Consider the following 18,872-nt stretch of genomic DNA (forward strand, 5'->3'; position numbering starts at 1 on the left):
GCCCTCTCCTCCATGAATAAGCGCACTATGACACCCTGATCATTTCTTGGGCTTCTGAAGTTTGGTGGCGGGGATGCGTCTTTTACCCATCTCGATGATCAGGCCGGCGGCCTTGAATGCGAGGTTGAGGGCAACGGTCTCAGGAACCTGCTGGTTGGGGCCGAGGTGTCCGGTAATGTAGTCGCCCATCTGTACATCCGGGTCCAGGCGCTTGAGGACCATGTAGGCGATGGACTCGGCCTCGACTTCGTTGCGCGCATGGACCTCTACGGTCTTCGGCAAGAACCGGTCGGGCCAGGCATCCTCAGGGCCTGAACCGAGATGTCCACAGAGTAGGTGGCCGAGTTCGTGGGCAAGTGTGACGTACCGGTCCAGCAGGGATAGGTTCCGGTTCACCTCGATTTCGAACAGCGTGGGATATTTCTCCTGGTGGGCACCAGGTCTGCTTCCGGGGCGCTCGACGAACCCGTCAGACGTGCTGCGGTACGTGCGCCCGCAGGAGGACGCCCCGTGTCCGACCAAGGTAAGCCGGATACCCAGAGGCGCAAGGTTCGTCTGGGTGTAATGCCAGACCTCGGCAAGTTCCTTCTCGCTGGCCCGGGAAGCCACCGAGACCGGTGCAGTGATCGCCTTGGGCAGAGGCAGCGCCCCAGGCAAGGCTTCAGTGTCCCCGACGTCGTAGACGAGCATGTACGGCCCACGAGGCTGGAATATCAGCAGCGGCTGGGCACCGGGCTTCAGTACCCGCTGGTACTTCGACTTCCACTCCGAGGAGGACAAAACGTAGCGTGCCCCCGGTTTCTGGATGTGGACCACCATCGCATTGAATGGTGCGTATCTCTTGAACCGGCCGACGAACTCAAGCATCTCCAGGTAGTCCGAGGACGAGCGATAACGCTGGGCACCGCGGATGAGATCGTCGATCGAGGTCTTGGCCAGCTCCGCCTGGGAGGCCTCATCCTCCGCGGCCCAGGACAGGTCGAGCCCGTGCTGCACAGTCACCGGTTCCTCATGTTCGAGGGGAATCCCTCGCAGCCGCTTCCAGTCTTCGAGCTGTTCCTCGGCCCAGCCGGGCTCGACCATGTGCGCGAACGACAGCAGCCCAGTCACGTGGGCGTCCAGCTCGGCCAGGTCCTTGAACTTCTGATGACGGCGATGCTGCTCGATACCGAACGCCGCGGCCCCTCGCAGATGCTTGGTGATACGACGCTTGTACTCGCGCGTCAGGCGAGGAGCGGGACCGTCGACGAGGATGCCCAGCACACTGCGGCGCGCACCGGGACGGGCCACATAGGTCTTCTTTGTGTTGAGCCTCATGCCCAACGGTTCCAAGGCCTTCTTCACACCCGCTACGAGACGGTCGACGTATTCGTGGCGAAGGAGCCGACGGCTGGAGAAGTACACGTCGTCGCTGTAGCGCGTGTAGCGCAGCCCCAAGGACTCGGCCAAGTGGGTGACCACGGCGTCGAAGTCGCGCATGACGAGGTTCGAGATGTATCCGCTTGTGGGGGCGCCCTGCGGCAGGAACCCCTCCCGGGTGTGCTTGTAGACCAGGTCGGGACGGGAAACAGAGAAGTTCTGTCCTGTGGCCTCCAGATGGACGCTGCGGCGCCCGGTACCACGGTTCGTCCAGGTCCTGTTCGGCCCAGGCGGAGAAACGGTGACCAGCCGGGCCATGGTGAACGTGCGCAAGCTACGGCCCGTACGACGAAGGCCGACCTCCTGACGGCCGTTGTCGTCCTCCACAAGATCGATCCGGTACTCGCGCCCCGCCAGGTGACTCCAGGCATCCTTCAGAACAGCGTGGACGTGCCTTTCCCGGATGCTCCCGAAGAAGTCAGCGATGTCCAGCCGAATCACGGTGTGGGCTCGCAGATGGACAGCAGCACAGTCGACCACCGACCGGCCGCTTCGATAGGCGAACGCTGCTGGGTGCGGCTCGAACCCGGCTGGAAGATTCTCCAGCCGGGCCAGGATTGCCCGTTGCATCTCGGACAACCGGCGGACTGGGGTATGCAAAATTCGCAGTCCGCCACGGCGCTTGGGTATCCGGTGCTCGGTATACGGGTAGATGGAGCCGCTGACAACCGCCTTGCGGAACTGCGCCGGGGTGAGGTCCTCGAAGTCGTCCGCCATCGTCACTGAACCACCCCGTCCGTGCTCGTGAGACGCAGCCGACGAGCCTCACCTTGATCTTTCTGCCGCCCCATCACTGGCGGACCGCTGTATCCCTCCACCACCCTGTGCAAGCACAGGGACCGCTCCCAGACACCCGATGTGGCACCAAGTGGCCAAGACCGAAGGGCCCATCGCAAGGGATGGGTTCCTGAGACCCGCCGACTGCGTTGATCCGGATCGTAGCCTCCCTACGAGTCGATCTCACCAGCCAGGTCACCTGATGGTCCGCCAAATAGCGACGGCCCTGGGCATAGTTCCGGCAGACTTCGACCAGTCAGCCGTCCATCGACCGGCTACCGAGCGGTCCAGCAGCAGATCGACCGGCTGTTGGAGCAGGACGGCCTTACCCAAGGCCTACGAGCCGATGCCCGCGGCGCAGACGCCCAGGTCGAGCAGCTCGTCCTCCGCGCGGGCGTTAGCTCCAGGTGCCTGGACGACTTCCTCACCTGCCGCATCCCCGGGACCGAAGTCCACCTCAGCATGTCCCGCCGCCTGTTTGCCTCCTGCGAGCGCCTCCATCAAGGGGATCTGCTCATCGCGCGGCGAACCTCAGGGCTACGCGCCAAGGAGCAGCAGCCCGACACCGAGCACATCAGCGAGGCAGACCAGGAAGATCAACGCCTCACCCGCCGGCGAATCCTTCACGAGCAGCAGGAAGAAGCCTGCCCACGGCTTCGCCCGCTACTCCGCGACGCCTACGAACAGGGCTCGACAAGCGAGTGGAGTGATCTTCTGCACCGCCACCAGGAGCCGCAGCTCGAACTCAGGGGAGACGACGATCTCCTCGAAGCCGCGACGCCCGAGACCTACCTGGCCGTCAGCCGGCACAATCTGCCGCCGAGCCGCACCTGAGCAAGGCGACTGCCCCAGATTGTTTCGGAGAGCGCTTCAGTGAGGCCTCGACTTCGGCAGCCAGGTCATCCCCAACCGTTCGCATCCCCGGCGGCAGGGAGCCACCCTGCTGCGCCTTCGCCGCGAGGAACGGCTCACGCGGCCCTGACCTGAGCCGGGCACGTTTCCTCGCTTGGTGTGGCCGGAGATCACTCCTACAGTCACGGATGTCGAGAAACTACCCGAGGAACGACAGTCGGACCTGACGGTTGGTGTTGCTCGTGTTCGTGTCCACCAGGCACACCGACTGCCACGTCCCCAGTTCCAGCCGCCCGTCCACGACCGGCAGGGTCGCGTGGGGCGGAACGATCGCCGGGAGGACGTGGTCGCGTCCGTGGCCGGGGCTGCCGTGGCGGTGCTGCCATCGGTCGTCGGCGGGGAGCAGGGTGTGCAGGGCGGCGAGAAGGTCGTCGTCGCTGCCGGCGCCCGTCTCGATGACGGCGATTCCGGCGGTCGCGTGGGGGACGAAGACGTTGAGCAGGCCGTCGCGGCCCGTGGCCACCTCCGCCAGGAAGGACTCGCAGTCACGGGTGAGATCGACGACCGTCTCCTCGGAGCCGGAGGAGACCTGGAGGACTCGGGTGGTGAACGCGTCTGACATGTGTTCCATCCTGACCCATTGCTGACGCCCGCCTCGACCTCTGCGGCCGGTCGCGCGCCCGGACGCCGATACGCCAGGTCCACTTGGCGAGACGGCCATTGACCGCGAACACGCCATCTGGCTACCTTCAGCCGCATGTTGCGTTCAGCTCTGCTCACCACGCGCGGTCACATCGACCTGCTGCGGGTGGCTTCCGCCGCGTGTCGCCGCGGCTGCTGACGCCCTTCTTCCTTCTCGCGCCCTCGTGTCCACCCCTGCCTGGGGTGGGTCAGCCGGTCCTGCCCTGAGCGGGAGCGCACAGGGCTCGTCGCGTCCCGCCTGACCGCCGCTTCTCCGTGCGGTGCCGGTGGCCAGGTCGGCGGCCCATCACTTCGCCTCGTCGGCACTTCGCCTCTCGCCCCTTCGCCTCGTCGTCACGTCGCTGCTGGTCGTGTCGGTTTATCGCCGTAGCGCTGTATCGCCTTGTCGTCGCCTTGTTCGCCTCCCTGTCGCCGCTGTGTCGCCCTGGAGCAGTCATGAGCATCAGCCATGCCCCACCCAACTCGCCCGAGCCCGATATTTCGTCTATGCCACCTGACCGTGCGGCCTCCCCCACCAAGGCCGTGGGTCCCTCCGACGCCCAGCCCGGCCTCCGCCTCGAACCCCTGCGCGCCACCTCGTCCCGCCGGACCCGCGTCCCCCGCTGGCTCCGCCGCACCACGGGTCCCCTGCTTCTGCTGGCGCTGTGGCAACTCCTGAGCTTCACCGGCGTGTTGACCGCCGACGTGCTGGCCTCGCCGGGCCGTATCGCCCAGGTCGCCGGCGATCTGATCGCCGACGGCTCGCTGCCCTCCGCCATGGCGACCTCGCTGCGGCGCGTGGCGGGCGGACTCCTGCTCGGCACCCTCATCGGCACCGGACTGGCGTTGCTCTCCGGGCTGTTCCGGATCGGCGAGGACCTGGTGGACGCCTCGGTGCAGATGCTGCGCACCGTGCCGTTCGTGGGGCTCATCCCGCTGTTCATCATCTGGTTCGGCATCGGCGAGGCCCCCAAGGTCGCCGTCATCACGCTCGGCGTGACCTTCCCGCTGTACCTCAACGTCTACGCCGGCATCCGCGGCGTCGACGCCCAGCTCATCGAGGCGGGTGAGTCGCTCGGGCTGTCCCGCTGGGGGCTGGTACGGCACGTCGTCCTGCCGGGAGCGCTGCCCGGCGCGCTGACCGGCCTGCGCTACTCGCTGGGCATCGCCTGGCTCGCGCTGGTCTTCGCCGAGCAGATCAACGCGGACGCCGGGATCGGCTTCCTCATGGTGCAGGCACGGGACTTCCTGCGGACCGACGTGATCGTGGTCTGCCTCATCGTCTACGCCTTCCTCGGCCTGCTCGCCGACTTCGTCGTCCGCTCTCTCGAAAGGCTGCTGCTGCAATGGCGACCGACGTTCACCGGCCGGTGAGCTCCCTGAGCACCACCGGCACCACAACCGCCCGCACGGCCGTGCACGTCCGGGGGCTCACCCGGTCCTTCGACGGCCGTGCCGTCATCGGTGACCTCGAACTGGAGCTGGAGCAGGGTGAGTTCGTGGCCCTGCTCGGCCGCAGCGGCTGCGGCAAGTCCACCCTGCTGCGCATCCTCGCCGGACTCGACCGTGACATCGAGGGCACCGTGCTGGTGCCGCGCCGCAAGGCCGTCGCCTTCCAGGCGCCGCGGCTGATGCCATGGAAGAAGGTGTGGCGCAACGTCCTCCTCGGGCTGCCCGGCAGGCCCACACGCGCCGTCGCCGAGCGCGCCCTCGAAGAGGTCGGCCTGAGCCACCGTACGGACGCGTGGCCCAAGACTCTGTCCGGCGGCGAGGCCCAACGCGCCTCGCTGGCCCGCGCCTTGGTGCGCGAGCCCGATCTGCTGCTGCTCGACGAGCCCTTCGGCGCCCTCGACGCGCTCACCCGCATCAACGCGCAGCGCCTGGTGGGCGAGTTGTGGCAGCGGCGCGGCTGCGCGGTGCTGCTCGTCACGCACGACGTCGAGGAGGCCGTACTGCTCGCCGACCGCGTCCTGGTGATGGACGAGGGCGTGATCGCCCACGAGCAGCGGATCGAGCTGGACCGACCGCGCGACATCGCCGACCCCCGGTTCGCCGAGCTGCGCGCCGGACTGCTGCAGCGCCTCGGTGTCGAGGCGGCCTGAACTCCCCCGGCCCGTCACGAGCGCACCCACACACCTCCACGGTCACTTCCCCAACGGACATGAACGGATCCGCCATGCGACCACGCCTGGTCCCCGCCGCCGCCCTGCTCCTCCCCTTTGCCCTCCTGCTCACCGCCTGCGGGGGCAGCTCCGCGGCCGACTCCGGCTCGGACACCGACGGCAAGGGCTCCTTGACCCTCGACGTGGGTGATCAGAAGGGCGGCTCCGAGGCGTTGCTGCGGGCCGCCGGTGAGCTCGACGACCTCGACTACAAGATCAAATGGTCCACCTTCACCTCGGGCCCGCCGCTGCTGGAGGCCGTCAACGCGAAGGCCGTCGACATCGGCGGAGTCGGCAACACCCCACCGGTGTTCGCGGCCGGCGCGGGCTCGAAGATCACGGTCGTGGCGGCCTGGCACGGCACGTCCGACGGCGACGCCCTCCTCGTACCGAACGACTCGCGGCTGACCCGCACCGACCAGCTCAAGGGCAGGTCCGTGGCCGTCGCGCAGGGATCGTCCGCGCATTACCAACTGGTCGCCTCCCTGCGGAAGGCCGGCCTCGCGCCGAGCGACGTCCAGGTGAAGTATCTCCAGCCGGCGGACGCGCTGGCGGCGTTCACCAGCGGCAAGGTCGACGCGTGGGCGGTCTGGGATCCCTACACCTCGCAGGTGCTGCAGGCCGAGCAGGGCCGCCTCCTCACCACCGGCCAGGGCGTGACCAACGGCCTGTCCTTCCAGGTGGCCGCCCCGAGCGCGCTGCGCGACAAGGCCAAGGCGGCGGTGATCGAGGACTACCTGGACCGCCTCCGGCGCGCGCAGGACTGGGTCCACGACCACCCGGAGGAATGGGCGAAGGTCTGGGCGAAGGACACCGGGCTGCCCTACGAGGTGGCGCTGGCCTCGGTCAAGCGTTCCAACGGCACCCGGGTGCCGGTCGCCGTCGACGAGCCGCTCGTCCGGTCCGAGCAGGAGATCGTCGACACCTTCGCGGACCTCAAGCTGATCCCGGGCAAGGTCGACTTCGGCGCCTTCGTCGACACCCGCTACAACGGCGACCTGCCGCCGTCGACCACCGCTCCCCGCGTCTACAAGGAGAAGTGACATGACCATTCGTCTCCACTGGTTCCTGCCGACGGGCGGCGACGGCCGCACGCTCGTGGACCGGCACGCCTACGCCGCGAACGACGTCGGCGCGGTCCGGAAGCCCGCCGGGGTCCGCGCCCCGGACCTCGACTACCTCGTCCAGATCGCCAAGGCGGCGGAGCGGCTGGGCTTCGAGGCCGTGCTGACGCCGACCGGCACCTGGTGCGAGGACGCCTGGCTCACCACGGTGGCCCTCGCCCAGCACACCGAGCGGCTGAAGTTCCTGGTCGCCTTCCGGCCCGGCGTGATCTCACCGACCCTGGCCGCGCAGATGGCGTCCACCTACCAGCGCCTCACAGGCGGGCGGCTGCTGCTCAACGTCGTCACCGGCGGCGACTCCTCGGAACAGCGCCGCTTCGGCGACCACCTCGACCACGACGAGCGTTACTCCCGCACGGACGAGTTCCTGTCGGTCGTGCGCGGAGTGTGGCAGGGCCGGCCCTACGACTTCCACGGCACGCACTACGACATCGAGGGCGGGCTGACCGCGCTGCCGCCCGACCCGCTGCCGGAACTGTTCTTCGGCGGGTCGTCACCCGCGGCCGGACCGGTCGCCGCACGCCATGCCGATGTCTATCTGACCTGGGGGGAGCCGCCCGCCCAGGTCGCCGAGAAGATCGGCTGGATCCGCACGCTGGCCCGCCAGGAGGGCCGTACCGTCCGCTTCGGCGTCCGGCTGCACAGCATCTCGCGCGACACCTCCGCCGAGGCCTGGGCGGCGGCCCACCGGCTGCTGGCCGACCTCGACGCCGACACGATCGCCGCGGCACAGGCGGCGCTCGGGCGCAGCGAATCGGTGGGGCAGCGGCGGATGCTCGCGCTGCACGAGGGCTCGCGGGAGCGGCTGGAGATCTATCCGAACCTCTGGGCGGGCGTCGGCCTCGTCCGTGGCGGGGCCGGGACCGCACTGGTCGGCAGTCACGCAGAGGTCGCCGAACGGATCGCGGAGTACCACGCGCTGGGCGTCGAGCACTTCGTGCTCTCCGGCTATCCGCATCTGGAGGAGGCGTACTGGTTCGGGGAAGGGGTGATTCCGGAGCTGGCGGCACGGGGGCTGCTGGGCGGCACGCCCGAAGCGGCGGGTGCGCCGCTGCTCGTGTCGAGCGGACGGTGATGGCCTGATCGCACGGGACACCGGGCGGGAAGATCCACGGCCATGGCGCTGTTCGTAGAAACGTGAACAATGCGCGCGAGGTCGAGGTCGTCGTCATAGGCGCTGGTCAGGCGGGTCTGGCCGGCGCCTATCACCTGCGCCGGGCCGGTTTCGAACCGGACCGCGACTTCGTGGTGCTGGACCACTCCCCCGGGCCGGGGGGTGCCTGGCAGTTCCGCTGGCCCTCACTGACGTACGGCAAGGTGCACGGGATGCACGCCCTGCCGGGCCGGGAGCTCACGGGCGCCGATCCGGCGCGGCCGTCGTCCGAGGTGATCCGGGAGTACTTCGCCGCCTACGAGCGGGAGTTCGACCTTCGGGTGCGACGGCCGGTCGACGTACGGGCGGTCCGGGAAGGCGCCGAGGGACGGCTCCTCGTCGAGACCTCCGCCGGGGACTGGGCCACGCGGGCGCTGATCAACGCGACCGGCACCTGGGACCGGCCCTTCTGGCCGCGCTATCCGGGACAGGAGACGTTTCGCGGACGCCAGTTGCACACGGCGCAGTACCCCGGGCCCGAGGATTTCGCCGGACAGCGGGTGGTCGTGGTGGGCGGTGGCGCCTCCGGCACGCAGCATCTGATGGAGATCGCCCCCTATGCGGCGGCCACCACCTGGGTGACCCGCCGGCCGCCGGTCTTCCGCGAGGGACCGTTCGACGAGAACGCGGGACGCGCGGCGGTCGCACTCGTCGAGGAACGCGTACGGCAGGGGCTGCCCCCGCGCAGCGTCGTCTCCGTGACCGGGCTGCCGCTGAACGACGCCGTACGGCAGGGGCTCGCCGACGGGGTGCTGGACCGGCAGCCGATGTTCGACCGGATCACTCCCGACGGCGTGGAGTGGAAGGACGGACGGCATGTCGACGCGGACGTCATCCTCTGGGCGACCGGCTTCCGGCCCGCCATCGAGCACCTCACTCCGCTGCGGCTGCGTGAGCCGGGCGGCGGTATCCGCGTCGACGGCACCCGTGCGGTCGCCGACCCCCGCGTCCATCTGGTCGGCTACGGCCCTTCGGCCAGCACCATCGGCGCCAACCGGGCGGGCCGGGCGGCGGTGCGGGAGATCAGGCGGCTCCTCGCCACGACGCGAGGAACGGAGGAGACGGAGGAGAGAGGGGTGACGGAAGACATGGGGGTGACGGGGGACATGGAGGTGACGGGGGACATGGAGCAGAGGGAGTCGTCGGGAGCACCGGGGGAGCTCGGAGCGCTCGGGGAGCATCGGGTGCGCGGAGAACAAGGGGATCCGATCGCGGCGTGAAGCGTCCGCCCCGACGTCCGCCCCGACGGACATCAAGCGGCCCACGCCCTTGCGGGGCCGGTCGTGACGCCCCGCCGTCTCAGCGTGCCGGGCTGCTCTGGCTTCTCTGCCGGGCGTTGAACTCGGCGACGTTGCGCTGGTGCTGCGCGTAGTCCGACGTGAAGCGGGTGTCGCCCGGCTTGACCGTGACGAAGTACAGCCAGTCCCCCGGTGTCGGGTTGATCGCGGCGCGCACCGCCTGCTCGCCGGGGTTGTCGATGGGCGTGGGCGGCAGACCCATGCGCTGGTACGAGTTGTAGGGGCTGTCGATCCGGGTGTCGCCGAGCGTCGTCCTGAGCGTGTGGCGGTTCAGCGCGTAGTTGATGGTCGAGTCCATCTGGAGCGGCATGCCGCGCTCCAGCCGGTTGAAGACGACTCGGGCGACCTTCCCCATGTCGGTCTTGGTGGCGGCCTCGGCCTGAACGATGCTGGCGATCGTGACCGCCTGATAGACGTTCATGGCGTTGCGCTGCGCACCCGCGGCGATCGGCGCCCCGTGGAACTTCTTGTTGGCGGTGTCGACCATCGTCGCCAGCACCTTCTCCGGCGTCGTCCCTTCCGGCACCGGATAGGTCGCCGGGAAGAGGTAGCCCTCCGGGTTGCCCTGAGCGTCGTTGGGCAGTTTGAGGCGGGCTCGGGAAACCGCCTTCTTCGTGGTGCCGGTGGGCAGGGCGAGGACCTTGTCGACGGCGGCGTAGACCTGGCCGGCGCGCCAACCCTCGGGGATCACCAGGCTGGCCGGCTTGGCCGGCCTCTCCTCGCCTCCCAGGATCAGCAGCGGCACCGCCACGGCGGTGCCTGCCACGACGGCTCCGGTCGCGACGAGGGCGGCACGGCCCCTGCGCGTCAGTCGAATCGTGCGAGTCGTGCTCCGTGGCGGAGTGTTCGTCTGCATGCGGGCACGGTAACCCGCATATCGCCACAAACCCGGCATATCTTCATGTTGTCGGCTCCAGTTGGGCGTCCCGGCGGACCAGCGCCGCGTATCTCCCGTCCAGCCCCAGCAGTTCCTCGTGCGTCCCGCGCTCGACCGCGCTGCCGGAATCCAGGACGAGGATCTGGTCGGCACCCCGGACGGTGGACAGCCGGTGGGCGATCGTGAGCGTCGTCCGATTGGCCGACAGGGCGTCGATCGCCTCCTGGACGGCGTGCTCGGTGCGGGTGTCCAGGGCACTCGTCGCCTCGTCGAGGATCAGCACGGGCGGATCGCGCAGGATGGTGCGCGCGATGGCCAGGCGCTGCTTCTCGCCGCCGGAGAAGCGATGGCCGCGTTCGCCGACGACCGTGTCGTAGCCGTCGGGCAGGGCCGCGATGTGGTCGTGGATCTGGGCCGCTCTCGCCGCCGCGTGCAGTTCCTCATCGGTGGCGTCGGGCTTGGCGAAGCGGAGGTTGTCGGCCACCGAGGCGTGGAAGAGGTACGTCTCCTGGGACACGACGCCGACCGCTCGCGCGAGGGTGTCGAAGTCGAGGTCGCGGACGTCGATCCCGTCGAGGGTGACACGGCCGCCCGTGACGTCGTACAGCCGCGGCACGAGGTAGCCGAGCGTGGACTTGCCGGCGCCGGTCGGACCGACGACGGCCAGGCTGCCGCCCGCCGGGACGGTGAGGTCGATGCCGTCGAGGATCGGGCTGCCCTCGCCGTCGTACCGGAACTCGACGCCCTCGAAACGGACCTCGCCCTTGACGCGTTCGAGACGGGTCGGCCGCTCGCGCTCGGTGATGTCCACGGGCAGGTCGAGATACTCGAAGATGCGCTGGAACAGGGCCAGCGACGTCTGGATCTGCACACCGGTGCTCAACAGGCTGACTGTCGGGCGGAACAACCCCTGCTGGAGGGAGACGAAGGCGACGATCGTGCCGATGGAGACGCCGGGGCCGCCGACATGGAGGACGAGTCCGGCGGTCCAGTAGATGACGGCAGGCATGGCCGCCATGACGATGGTGATGACCGCCATCCGCCAGCGGCCCGCCATGTTCGACCGCACTTCGAGGTCCACCAGGCGCTCCGACTCGTCCGCGAAGGACCGGGTCAGCGACTCGGCACGGCCCATGGTCCGCCCGAGCAGGATGCCGCTGACCGAGAGCGACTCGGTGACCGTGGCCGCCATCGTGGCCATCTGTTTCTGGCGCTGGGTGGTGATCTTTCTGCGTTCGTCACCGACCCGCCGGCTGATCCACACGAACACCGGCAGCAGGAGCAGCGAGACGACGGTCAGCCGCCAGTCCAGAGCGAGCATCGCCACGACCGTGGCGACGACGCTGGTGAAGTTGGAGACCAGGGAGGTGGCGGTCGAGGTGACGGTGGCCTGCATGCCGCCGATGTCGTTGGCGATGCGGGACTGGACCTCGCCCGTCCGGGTGCGCGTGAAGAAGGCGAGGGACATGCGCTGCAGCCGTCCGTAGACCGCTGTGCGCAGGTCGTGCATGACGCGCTGCCCGACCGTGGTGGAGATGAGGGTCTGCAGGACGCCGAAGACACTGGTCAGGACGGCACTGAGGATCATGCCGAGGGCCAGCAGCGTGAGCAGGCCGGTGCGGCCCTGGGGGATGGCGGTGTCGAGGATCGCCTTCAGCAGGAAGGGCGTGGCGACCGAGACCACCGACGCGGCCGCGACGAGCAGGCCGACGACGGCGAGCCGTCCTCGGTAGGGGCGGAAGAGCTTGAGGATGCGGCGCACCTGACGCGGCTGCTCCGCACTGTCTGCGGGCGGCGTCCAGGCGGGTTCATGGTCGGGCTTCATGGGCTCCTACGTGAGGGAGTCGGTCGTGGACGGGTCGGTCGTGGCCGGGTCGGCCGTGCGTGACGTGGTCTGCGATGAGTGACGTGACCAGTCGCAGCCGACTGAATGGAGCATAGCTCATTGTTACCTATGCTCACAATGAATGGCGTCCTGATATTGTTCCCGCATGACCACGCCCGATCCCGACGGACTGCTCGCCGAGCAGTTGCTGCGGCTCACCCGCCGGGTGCACCGGATCCAGAAGCGCCACCTCCAACAGCGCATCCATGGCATCACTCCAGCCCAGTCCCGCCTGCTGCGCACCCTCGCGGAGTACGAGGCACCGCCTCGCATGGCCGACCTCGCCGGGCGCCTGGAGGTCGTGCCGAGGGCGGTCACCACGCTGGTCGACGGTCTCGAGGCGAACGGCCAGGTGTGCCGAGTACCCGATCCGACCAACCGCCGCGTGATCAGGATCGAACTGACGGACCACGGGCGCGAGACCCTGCGGGAGCTGCACGGGGCGCGGAGGTCTGCGGCGGAGGAGATTCTGGCGCCGCTGACGGACGTGGAGCGACGGGTGCTGGGGACGCTCCTGGACACCTTGGTGGACGGCGGGAGCGGCGGCGAGGGGCAGTGCTGAATCCTTTTGCCCGCGCGGGTGTGCCGGCCGGCGTCCCTGTTCTGCAATGAGACCCGATCTGCCATGAGGCCGATGAGGCCCGGTCTGCCATGAGGCCCATGAGGCATCAGGGCGGGCGCCCACGCGGGAGTGACGGGCGGTAGCCGGTTCTGTGCGGTGGTTCGGAAAACCGCTTGCTTCGGACCGGTCTGTGGCGCGAGCCTTTCACGGCTCGGTGCCCACCTGCGCACTTCGCGCTCGCACCCTTTCCGCCCTGACAAGAGCCACTGGGACGTCATGCAGATTCAAGACCTTCCGTACGCCGACCCCGGTGTGCCGGACGCGCGTACGGGGCCGCGGTTCCTGTGGTGGCTGGGCCGAAACCAGTTGCGCGGTCAGCTCGTCGCGCTGGCCTGGGGCCTGTTGCACTTCGTCTCCGTCTCGTCGCTGCCGTTCTGCGTCGGCTTCGCCGTCCAGGCCGTGGTGGACCGCTCCGGGGAGCGACTCGCCCTCGCGGGCGGCCTGATGGTGCTGGCGTGCGCGGGCAACGCCCTCGGCGACACCTTCCTGCACAGGGCCGCGGTCACCAACTGGATCACCGCCGCCGCCCGGGTCCAGCAACTCCTGGCCCGAAAGGCCGCGCATCTGGGGTCGGCCCTCACCCGTCGGGTCGCGGCCGGCGAGGTGGTCGCCGTGTCCACGGGTGACGTCGAGAAGATCGGCTGGTTCGTGGAGGCCGTGTCCCGCTTCACCGCGGCAGCGGTCACGATCGTGCTGGTCTGCATCGGCCTCGTCGTCTACCAGCCGGCCCTCGGCGTCGTCGTCGCCGTCGGCCTGCCCGTACTGGCGGTGGCCGTGCTGCCGCTGCTCCCCCGCGCCACCCGTCGTGCCGACGTCCAGCGGGAGAAGGCCGGGTACGCCACCGAACTCGCCTCGGACACCGTCGCGGGGCTGCGCGTCCTGCGCGGCATCGGCGGTGAGGAACTGTTCCTCGACCGCTACCGCCGCGCCTCCCAGGAGGTCCGTCACGCGGCCATGCACAACGCGCGCATGTGGTCGCTGATCTCCGCGATCCAGGTGCTGCTGCCGGGTCTGCTGCTGATCTCGGTCGTCTGGTACGGCGTGCATCTGGCCCGGCAGGGCCGCATCACCGTCGGGGAACTAGTCACCGTCTACAGCTCGGTCATGCTCCTCACCTATCCGCTGCGGCACTTCGAAGAGATCGCGATGGCGTACTCGTTCTCGCGGCCCTCCGCCAAACGGGCGGCGCGCGTGCTGTCCCTGGAGCGGGCCACAGATTCCGAGGGGGCCACGGAGACCGAGAGGGCTTCGGAGACCGAGGGGGTCACGGACGCCGAGGGGGCTTCTGACAGAGAGCGGGCTTCGGAGACCGAGGGTGCTTCTGACAGAGAGCGGGCTTCGGGCACGGAGCTGGCCGAAGCCCGCCAAGGCTCTCCCGACGCCGCCTCCCTGGACCTGCCCGGCGGAGACCTGTACGACCCGGACACCGGTCTGCTCGCGCCGTCCGGCCGGTTCACGGCCGTGGTGTGCGGCGACCCCGACGCGGCGGGGCGGCTGGCCGAGCGGCTCGGCGGCCATCCCTCCGAGACGGGTACGCCGGTACTGCTCGGCGGTGTCGCGCTCGACGCACTGCCGCTGGACCAGGCACGGACGGCCGTCCTGGTCCAGGACAAGGATCCCGTGCTGCTCTCCGGCTCTCTGCGCGAACTGCTCGACGTCCCCGCCTCCGGAAACGTCCGCGCCGACGAGGCACTGGCGGCCGCGCAGTGCGAGGACGTGCTGGCCGCGCTCGTGCAGGGCTCGCTCGACGCCGACGACCCGATGGACGCCCGCATCACCGAACGCGGGCGTTCCCTCTCCGGAGGCCAGCGCCAGCGACTCGCCCTCGCCCGGTCGCTGATCACCGACCCGGAGGTGCTCGTCCTCGACGAACCGACCTCCGCCGTCGACTCGCACACCGAGGCTCGGATCGCGGACGGCGTGCGCAAGCTGCGGGCCGGGCGCACGACGGTCGTGTTCACCTCCTCCCCCCTGCTGCTGGACCGCGCGGACCGCGTGGTGCTCGTCCACGACGGCGAGGTGGCGGCGGTCGGCGTGCACCGGGACCTGGTGCACACGGAGCCCCGGTACCGGGCCGTGGTGACCCGGGAGACCGAGGAGGAGTCCGCCGCGCTGAGCGGCGTGCTCGCCGAGTTCGACGCCGACGACCTCGACGAACTCAGTGAACTTGACGCACTGGACGAGCTGGACGAGCTCGAAGAGCTGGACGAGATCGAGGAGACAGCATGATCGGCGTGGCGCCACCAGCGTACGACCCGGCGGCCCCGACCACGGCGCACACGCTGCCCGTCGGCGCCCCCGCGACCGTACGCGGCTACGTGGCCGAACTGTTCCGCCGGCACCGCCGGGCGTTCCTGCTCCTCGTCGCCGTCAACACCATCGCCGTGATCGCCTCCATGGTCGGTCCCTATCTGCTGGGCGGCCTCGTCGAGCGGATCTCTGAGCAGGCGCGTGAGCTGCACCTCGGACCGACGGTGACGTTCTTCGTCCTCGCCCTCGTCGTGCAGGCCGTGTTCGTGCGCGAGGTGCGGCTGCGCGGCGCGATCCTGGGCGAGCGGATGCTGGCCGATCTGCGGGAGGACTTCCTCGTGCGGTCGGTCGGACTGCCGCCGGGTGTCCTGGAGCGGGCCGGCACGGGTGATCTCCTGTCCCGGATCACCACCGACATCGACCGGCTCGCCAACGCCATGCGCGAGGCCGTGCCCCAGCTGGCGATCGGCGTGGTGTGGGTCGCCCTGCTGCTGGGCGGCCTGGTCGTCACGGCGCCCCCGCTCGCGGCGGCCGTACTGCTCGCCGTGCCGCTGCTGGTGATCGGCTGCCGCTGGTACTTCCGCCGCGCGCCGTCGGCCTACCGGTCCGAGTCCTCCGGGTACGCCGCCGTGGCCGCCGCGCTCGCCGAGACCGTGGACGCCGGGCGCACCGTGGAGGCGCATCGGCTCGGCGACCGCCGGGTGGCGCTGTCGGAGCGCCGGATCAAGGAGTGGACCGCCTGGGAGCGCTACACGCTCTGGCTGCGCTCGGTGCTGTTCCCGGTCATCAACGTCACCCATGTGACCGTGCTCGCCTCCGTCCTGATGGTCGGCGGGGTGTTCGTGCTCCAGGGCTGGCTGGGGGTCGGGCAGCTGACCACCGGCGCGCTGATCGCGCAGATGCTCGTGGACCCGGTCGGACTGATCCTGCGCTGGTACGACGAGCTGCAGGTGGCCCAGGTGTCGCTGGCCCGGCTCGTCGGCGTCCGCGACATCGAGCCGGACGCCGGTGACCCGGCGCTCGCGCCCGACGGCCGGGACGTGCGCGCCGAGCAGGTCCACTTCGGATATGTCGAGGGTGTCGACGTACTGCGCAAGGTGTCGCTGGAGGTCGCCCCCGGCACCCGGCTGGCGCTGGTGGGTCCCTCCGGTGCGGGCAAGTCGACGCTCGGCCGGCTGCTCGCCGGGATCTACGCGCCGCGCGACGGCCGGATCACCCTCGGCGGCGCCGAACTGTCCCGCATGCCCGCCGAACGCGTCCGCTCGCACGTGGCCCTCGTCAACCAGGAGCACCACGTCTTCGTCGGTGCCCTGCGCGACAACCTGCTGCTCGCCCGCGCGGACGCCGTCGACGCCGAGCTGTGGGCGGCGCTCGCAGCGGTCGACGCGGACGGGTGGGCGCGCGCCCTTCAGGACGGCCTGAACACCGAGGTCGGCTCGGGCGGGCTCGCGCTCACCCCGGCCCAGGCCCAGCAGATCGCGCTGGCCCGGCTGGTGCTGGCCGACCCGCACACGCTGGTCCTGGACGAGGCGACGTCCCTCCTCGACCCGCGCGCGGCCCGTCACCTGGAACGCTCCCTGGCCCGTGTCCTCGACGGCCGTACCGTCGTCGCCATCGCGCACCGCCTGCACACCGCCCACGACGCCGACGTCATCGCCGTCGTCGAGAACGGCCGCATCAGCGAGCTGGGCAGCCATGCCGAGCTGGTCGAGGCGGACGGGGCGTACGCGGCGCTGTGGAGGTCCTGGCACGGGTGAGGGTGACGGCCGGCTCTCGCGGGGCGGGGCAAGGGGGCGGGCGCTGATCCGCCCCCGCCGCTCCGGCAGCCGGCCCCCGCTCCGTGGCCGTGCCGTTGCGCGGGGGCGAACTGGGGTGGAAGGCTGGAAGCGGCGCAGGCTCGGGGAGCGTCCGCGAAGTGCGCGGGACAGCGCCGGGCGCGGTCTGCGTCCCCGGTACGGACGGCGCGCCGCCGCCCGTGGCGGGACCGGCCCCGTCCTCACCACCTGGAGGTACCCGTGAACAGCGCCGACGGATGGGGAGACGACGTCTACCAGCCCGACGGGTCCGAGCAGCGCGAGGACACGGGGCTGCTCGACGGGGAGGACACCCTGGAGTACGACGGTGTCAGCGACCCGCTGGACCGTGGCTGGTCCCCTCCGGAGCGGCCGTGGGCGGTGGAGCACACCGGCGTGACGGCGGCCGAGCGTGCGCGGGGCGAGACCCTTGACCAGCGGCTGGCCGAGGAGCTGCCCGATGCGGTCGGCCTGGAGGGGGACGGCCTCGGCGACGCCGACGGCACGGACGGGGAACTCCTGGACAACGAGGTCGGCGTCGCGCGGTCCGGGCGGCTCGTCGCCCCCGACGAGGGGGCGCACGAGGACGACGAGTCCGCGCTGGTCGCCACCGACGTCGGGATCGACGGGGCAGCCGCCTCCGCCGAGGAGGCCGCCGTCCACATCGTCGACGAGGACGCCGTGTCCGGCTGACGCCGGCCAGGCCCGCCCGTCGCGCCCGCTTATGCCCCCTCCCCACGAGGAGCAGCCATGCAGCAGGACAAGCACCCCGACTACCACCAGGTCGTCTTCCGGGACCGCTCCGCCGGGTACGCCTTCCTGACCCGGTCCACCGCGACCAGCGAGCAGACCATTGAGTGGGACGACGGCGAGACCTACCCCGTCGTGGACGTCGAGATCTCCTCGGAGAGCCATCCCTTCTACACCGGCAAGGCCCGCACGGTGGACACCGAGGGCCGGGTCGCCCGCTTCGAACGCCGCTACGGGGAAGGCACGCGTCAGGGCACCGACTGACCTCTCCGCGTCGTCCGCGCGGACCGTGCGGGGCCTCAGATCACGTTGAGCGCCGCCGCGCCGCCCACTCCCCCGAGCACCATGAACGCCGGCATCAGCACCTTCAGCTCCACCCAGCTGCCAGCACGGAACCGCATGGCCTTCGGCGGACCGATCGGGTACCACCGCTTGCGGCCCACCGGGATCGGCCACAGTACCGGGCAGCCCGAGACGGTCAGCGCGTCCCCGATGTCGTGCACCAGCGCGCCGAGGACGATCGGCAGGCCCAGCCAGAGGTACTCCTGGCCCGGTTCCGTGAACAGCCAGTCCGCCCCGTTGCCCGGCTGGTCGAGGACACCGGCGATGATCCAGGCGCTCGTCGCGGCAAGCAGCCACACCAGGATGTCCGCGCTGGCGCCGCGGGTCGCCCGCCACAGCAGACCCTCGATGGCCAGCACCATGTGGACGAAGAGGAGCGCCAGCACCGCCCAGCGCCCGCCCGTTATCGCCAGCGCGGAGGCGCCCGCGCCGATCAGGACCGCCCACAGCCAGGTGTGGGTGAGCGTGCGGTGCCCCCCGGAGCGACGGGGGTCGGCCGGCTTCTTCGTGGCCTTGTAGACGGCGTAGGAGAGCTTGTCGACGATCTCGCAGAGCCAGCGCGACAGCGGTCCGAAGGACCGCGAGATGGTGGCGGCCTTGTGGTCGAGGTCGGGGGCGAGCGCGGCACCGGCGCAGATCAGGGCGCCGCACAGCAGGACTGGCCAGGGCATTCCGTGCCCTGCCGCGGTGGCGGCGGCCCCGACGCCGAGCCAGGCCGCGGCGCCCGAGAGTGAGTGTGCTGGTCCCATCATTGCCGCTGCCCGCCCCATTCCTCGTGCGCCGCTGTCCAGTTGACTTGGTGCGCTGACGTCGTGTCGGCGACACAGCGTAGCGTTCGCGATCTTCATGTGGGCATCCGATTCCCGCATCGGCCCGAAGGCCAGGCA

The 18,872-nt window shown here is 70.2% G+C and carries 17 protein-coding genes; 12 read left to right on the forward strand and 5 right to left on the reverse strand.

From position 1 onward, the window contains the following. Positions 1–39: 39 nt before the first annotated feature. The gene (locus ACIP2X_RS13850) at positions 40–2,136 is read right to left on the reverse strand and encodes an RNA-directed DNA polymerase (RefSeq protein ID WP_401671708.1); all 2,097 of its coding nucleotides are present in this window, start codon (positions 2,134–2,136) and stop codon (positions 40–42) included. Positions 2,137–2,505: 369 nt separating this feature from the next. On the opposite strand from ACIP2X_RS13850, the gene ACIP2X_RS13855 reads away from it, so the two are divergent. After that, entirely contained in the window at positions 2,506–3,030 is a 525-nt protein-coding gene (locus ACIP2X_RS13855) for a hypothetical protein (RefSeq protein WP_401671711.1), read from the forward strand. Positions 3,031–3,247: 217 nt separating this feature from the next. Here the strand turns inward: ACIP2X_RS13855 and ACIP2X_RS13860 are convergent, their stop codons facing one another. Next, positions 3,248–3,670, reverse strand: a complete 423-nt coding sequence (locus tag ACIP2X_RS13860; RefSeq protein ID WP_401671713.1) for a secondary thiamine-phosphate synthase enzyme YjbQ — start codon at positions 3,668–3,670, stop codon at positions 3,248–3,250. Positions 3,671–3,805: 135 nt separating this feature from the next. Between ACIP2X_RS13860 and ACIP2X_RS13865 the strand changes: the two genes are divergently transcribed. The 6 genes from ACIP2X_RS13865 (at position 3,806) to ACIP2X_RS13890 (ending at position 9,388) form a co-directional block, all read left to right on the forward strand. Beyond that, positions 3,806–3,889, forward strand: coding sequence for a putative leader peptide (locus tag ACIP2X_RS13865; RefSeq protein WP_349817350.1), 84 nt, complete (start codon positions 3,806–3,808; stop codon positions 3,887–3,889). Positions 3,890–4,185: 296 nt separating this feature from the next. Continuing rightward, the gene (locus ACIP2X_RS13870) at positions 4,186–5,103 is read left to right on the forward strand and encodes an ABC transporter permease (RefSeq protein ID WP_401671716.1); all 918 of its coding nucleotides are present in this window, start codon (positions 4,186–4,188) and stop codon (positions 5,101–5,103) included. Beyond that, the gene (locus ACIP2X_RS13875) at positions 5,076–5,831 is read left to right on the forward strand and encodes an ABC transporter ATP-binding protein (RefSeq protein ID WP_401671718.1); all 756 of its coding nucleotides are present in this window, start codon (positions 5,076–5,078) and stop codon (positions 5,829–5,831) included. The genes ACIP2X_RS13870 and ACIP2X_RS13875 overlap by 28 nt, the downstream gene beginning before the upstream one ends. Positions 5,832–5,905: 74 nt before the next feature. Then, positions 5,906–6,934: an ABC transporter substrate-binding protein gene (locus ACIP2X_RS13880; RefSeq protein ID WP_401671721.1), complete on the forward strand. Its 1,029-nt coding sequence runs from the start codon at positions 5,906–5,908 to the stop codon at positions 6,932–6,934. Position 6,935: 1 nt separating this feature from the next. Next, complete coding sequence (locus tag ACIP2X_RS13885; protein ID WP_401671723.1) at positions 6,936–8,090, forward strand: LLM class flavin-dependent oxidoreductase; 1,155 nt, start codon at positions 6,936–6,938, stop codon at positions 8,088–8,090. Between the two features lie 62 nt (positions 8,091–8,152). Next, complete coding sequence (locus ACIP2X_RS13890) at positions 8,153–9,388, forward strand: NAD(P)-binding domain-containing protein (RefSeq protein ID WP_401671725.1); 1,236 nt, start codon at positions 8,153–8,155, stop codon at positions 9,386–9,388. 79 nt (positions 9,389–9,467) lie between these two features. Here the strand turns inward: ACIP2X_RS13890 and mltG are convergent, their stop codons facing one another. Next, positions 9,468–10,322 carry an endolytic transglycosylase MltG gene (gene mltG / locus ACIP2X_RS13895; protein ID WP_401671728.1) on the reverse strand — a complete coding sequence of 285 codons (855 nt, stop codon included), beginning with the start codon at positions 10,320–10,322 and terminating at the stop codon, positions 9,468–9,470. Between the two features lie 43 nt (positions 10,323–10,365). After that, positions 10,366–12,168: an ABC transporter ATP-binding protein gene (locus ACIP2X_RS13900; RefSeq protein ID WP_401671731.1), complete on the reverse strand. Its 1,803-nt coding sequence runs from the start codon at positions 12,166–12,168 to the stop codon at positions 10,366–10,368. A 166-nt stretch (positions 12,169–12,334) separates the two neighbouring features. Between ACIP2X_RS13900 and ACIP2X_RS13905 the strand changes: the two genes are divergently transcribed. The 5 genes from ACIP2X_RS13905 to ACIP2X_RS13925 all read left to right on the forward strand — a co-directional run bounded on the left by ACIP2X_RS13905 (position 12,335) and on the right by ACIP2X_RS13925 (position 17,907). Beyond that, positions 12,335–12,790: a MarR family winged helix-turn-helix transcriptional regulator gene (locus tag ACIP2X_RS13905; RefSeq protein WP_401671733.1), complete on the forward strand. Its 456-nt coding sequence runs from the start codon at positions 12,335–12,337 to the stop codon at positions 12,788–12,790. A 276-nt stretch (positions 12,791–13,066) separates the two neighbouring features. Next, the gene (locus ACIP2X_RS13910; RefSeq protein WP_401671736.1) at positions 13,067–15,079 is read left to right on the forward strand and encodes an ABC transporter transmembrane domain-containing protein; all 2,013 of its coding nucleotides are present in this window, start codon (positions 13,067–13,069) and stop codon (positions 15,077–15,079) included. Beyond that, the gene (locus ACIP2X_RS13915; RefSeq protein WP_401671739.1) at positions 15,076–16,857 is read left to right on the forward strand and encodes an ABC transporter ATP-binding protein; all 1,782 of its coding nucleotides are present in this window, start codon (positions 15,076–15,078) and stop codon (positions 16,855–16,857) included. The genes ACIP2X_RS13910 and ACIP2X_RS13915 overlap by 4 nt, the downstream gene beginning before the upstream one ends. A gap of 258 nt (positions 16,858–17,115) precedes the next feature. After that, positions 17,116–17,586 carry a DUF5709 domain-containing protein gene (locus ACIP2X_RS13920; protein ID WP_401671742.1) on the forward strand — a complete coding sequence of 157 codons (471 nt, stop codon included), beginning with the start codon at positions 17,116–17,118 and terminating at the stop codon, positions 17,584–17,586. Between the two features lie 57 nt (positions 17,587–17,643). Beyond that, positions 17,644–17,907, forward strand: coding sequence for a type B 50S ribosomal protein L31 (locus ACIP2X_RS13925; RefSeq protein ID WP_401671744.1), 264 nt, complete (start codon positions 17,644–17,646; stop codon positions 17,905–17,907). A gap of 35 nt (positions 17,908–17,942) precedes the next feature. On the opposite strand, the gene ACIP2X_RS13930 is transcribed toward ACIP2X_RS13925, so the two are convergent. Beyond that, positions 17,943–18,737: a metal-dependent hydrolase gene (locus tag ACIP2X_RS13930; protein WP_401671746.1), complete on the reverse strand. Its 795-nt coding sequence runs from the start codon at positions 18,735–18,737 to the stop codon at positions 17,943–17,945. Positions 18,738–18,872: the final 135 nt, after the last annotated feature.

The organism is Streptomyces sp. NPDC089424, assembly GCF_044749345.1.
Classification (GTDB): domain Bacteria; phylum Actinomycetota; class Actinomycetes; order Streptomycetales; family Streptomycetaceae; genus Streptomyces.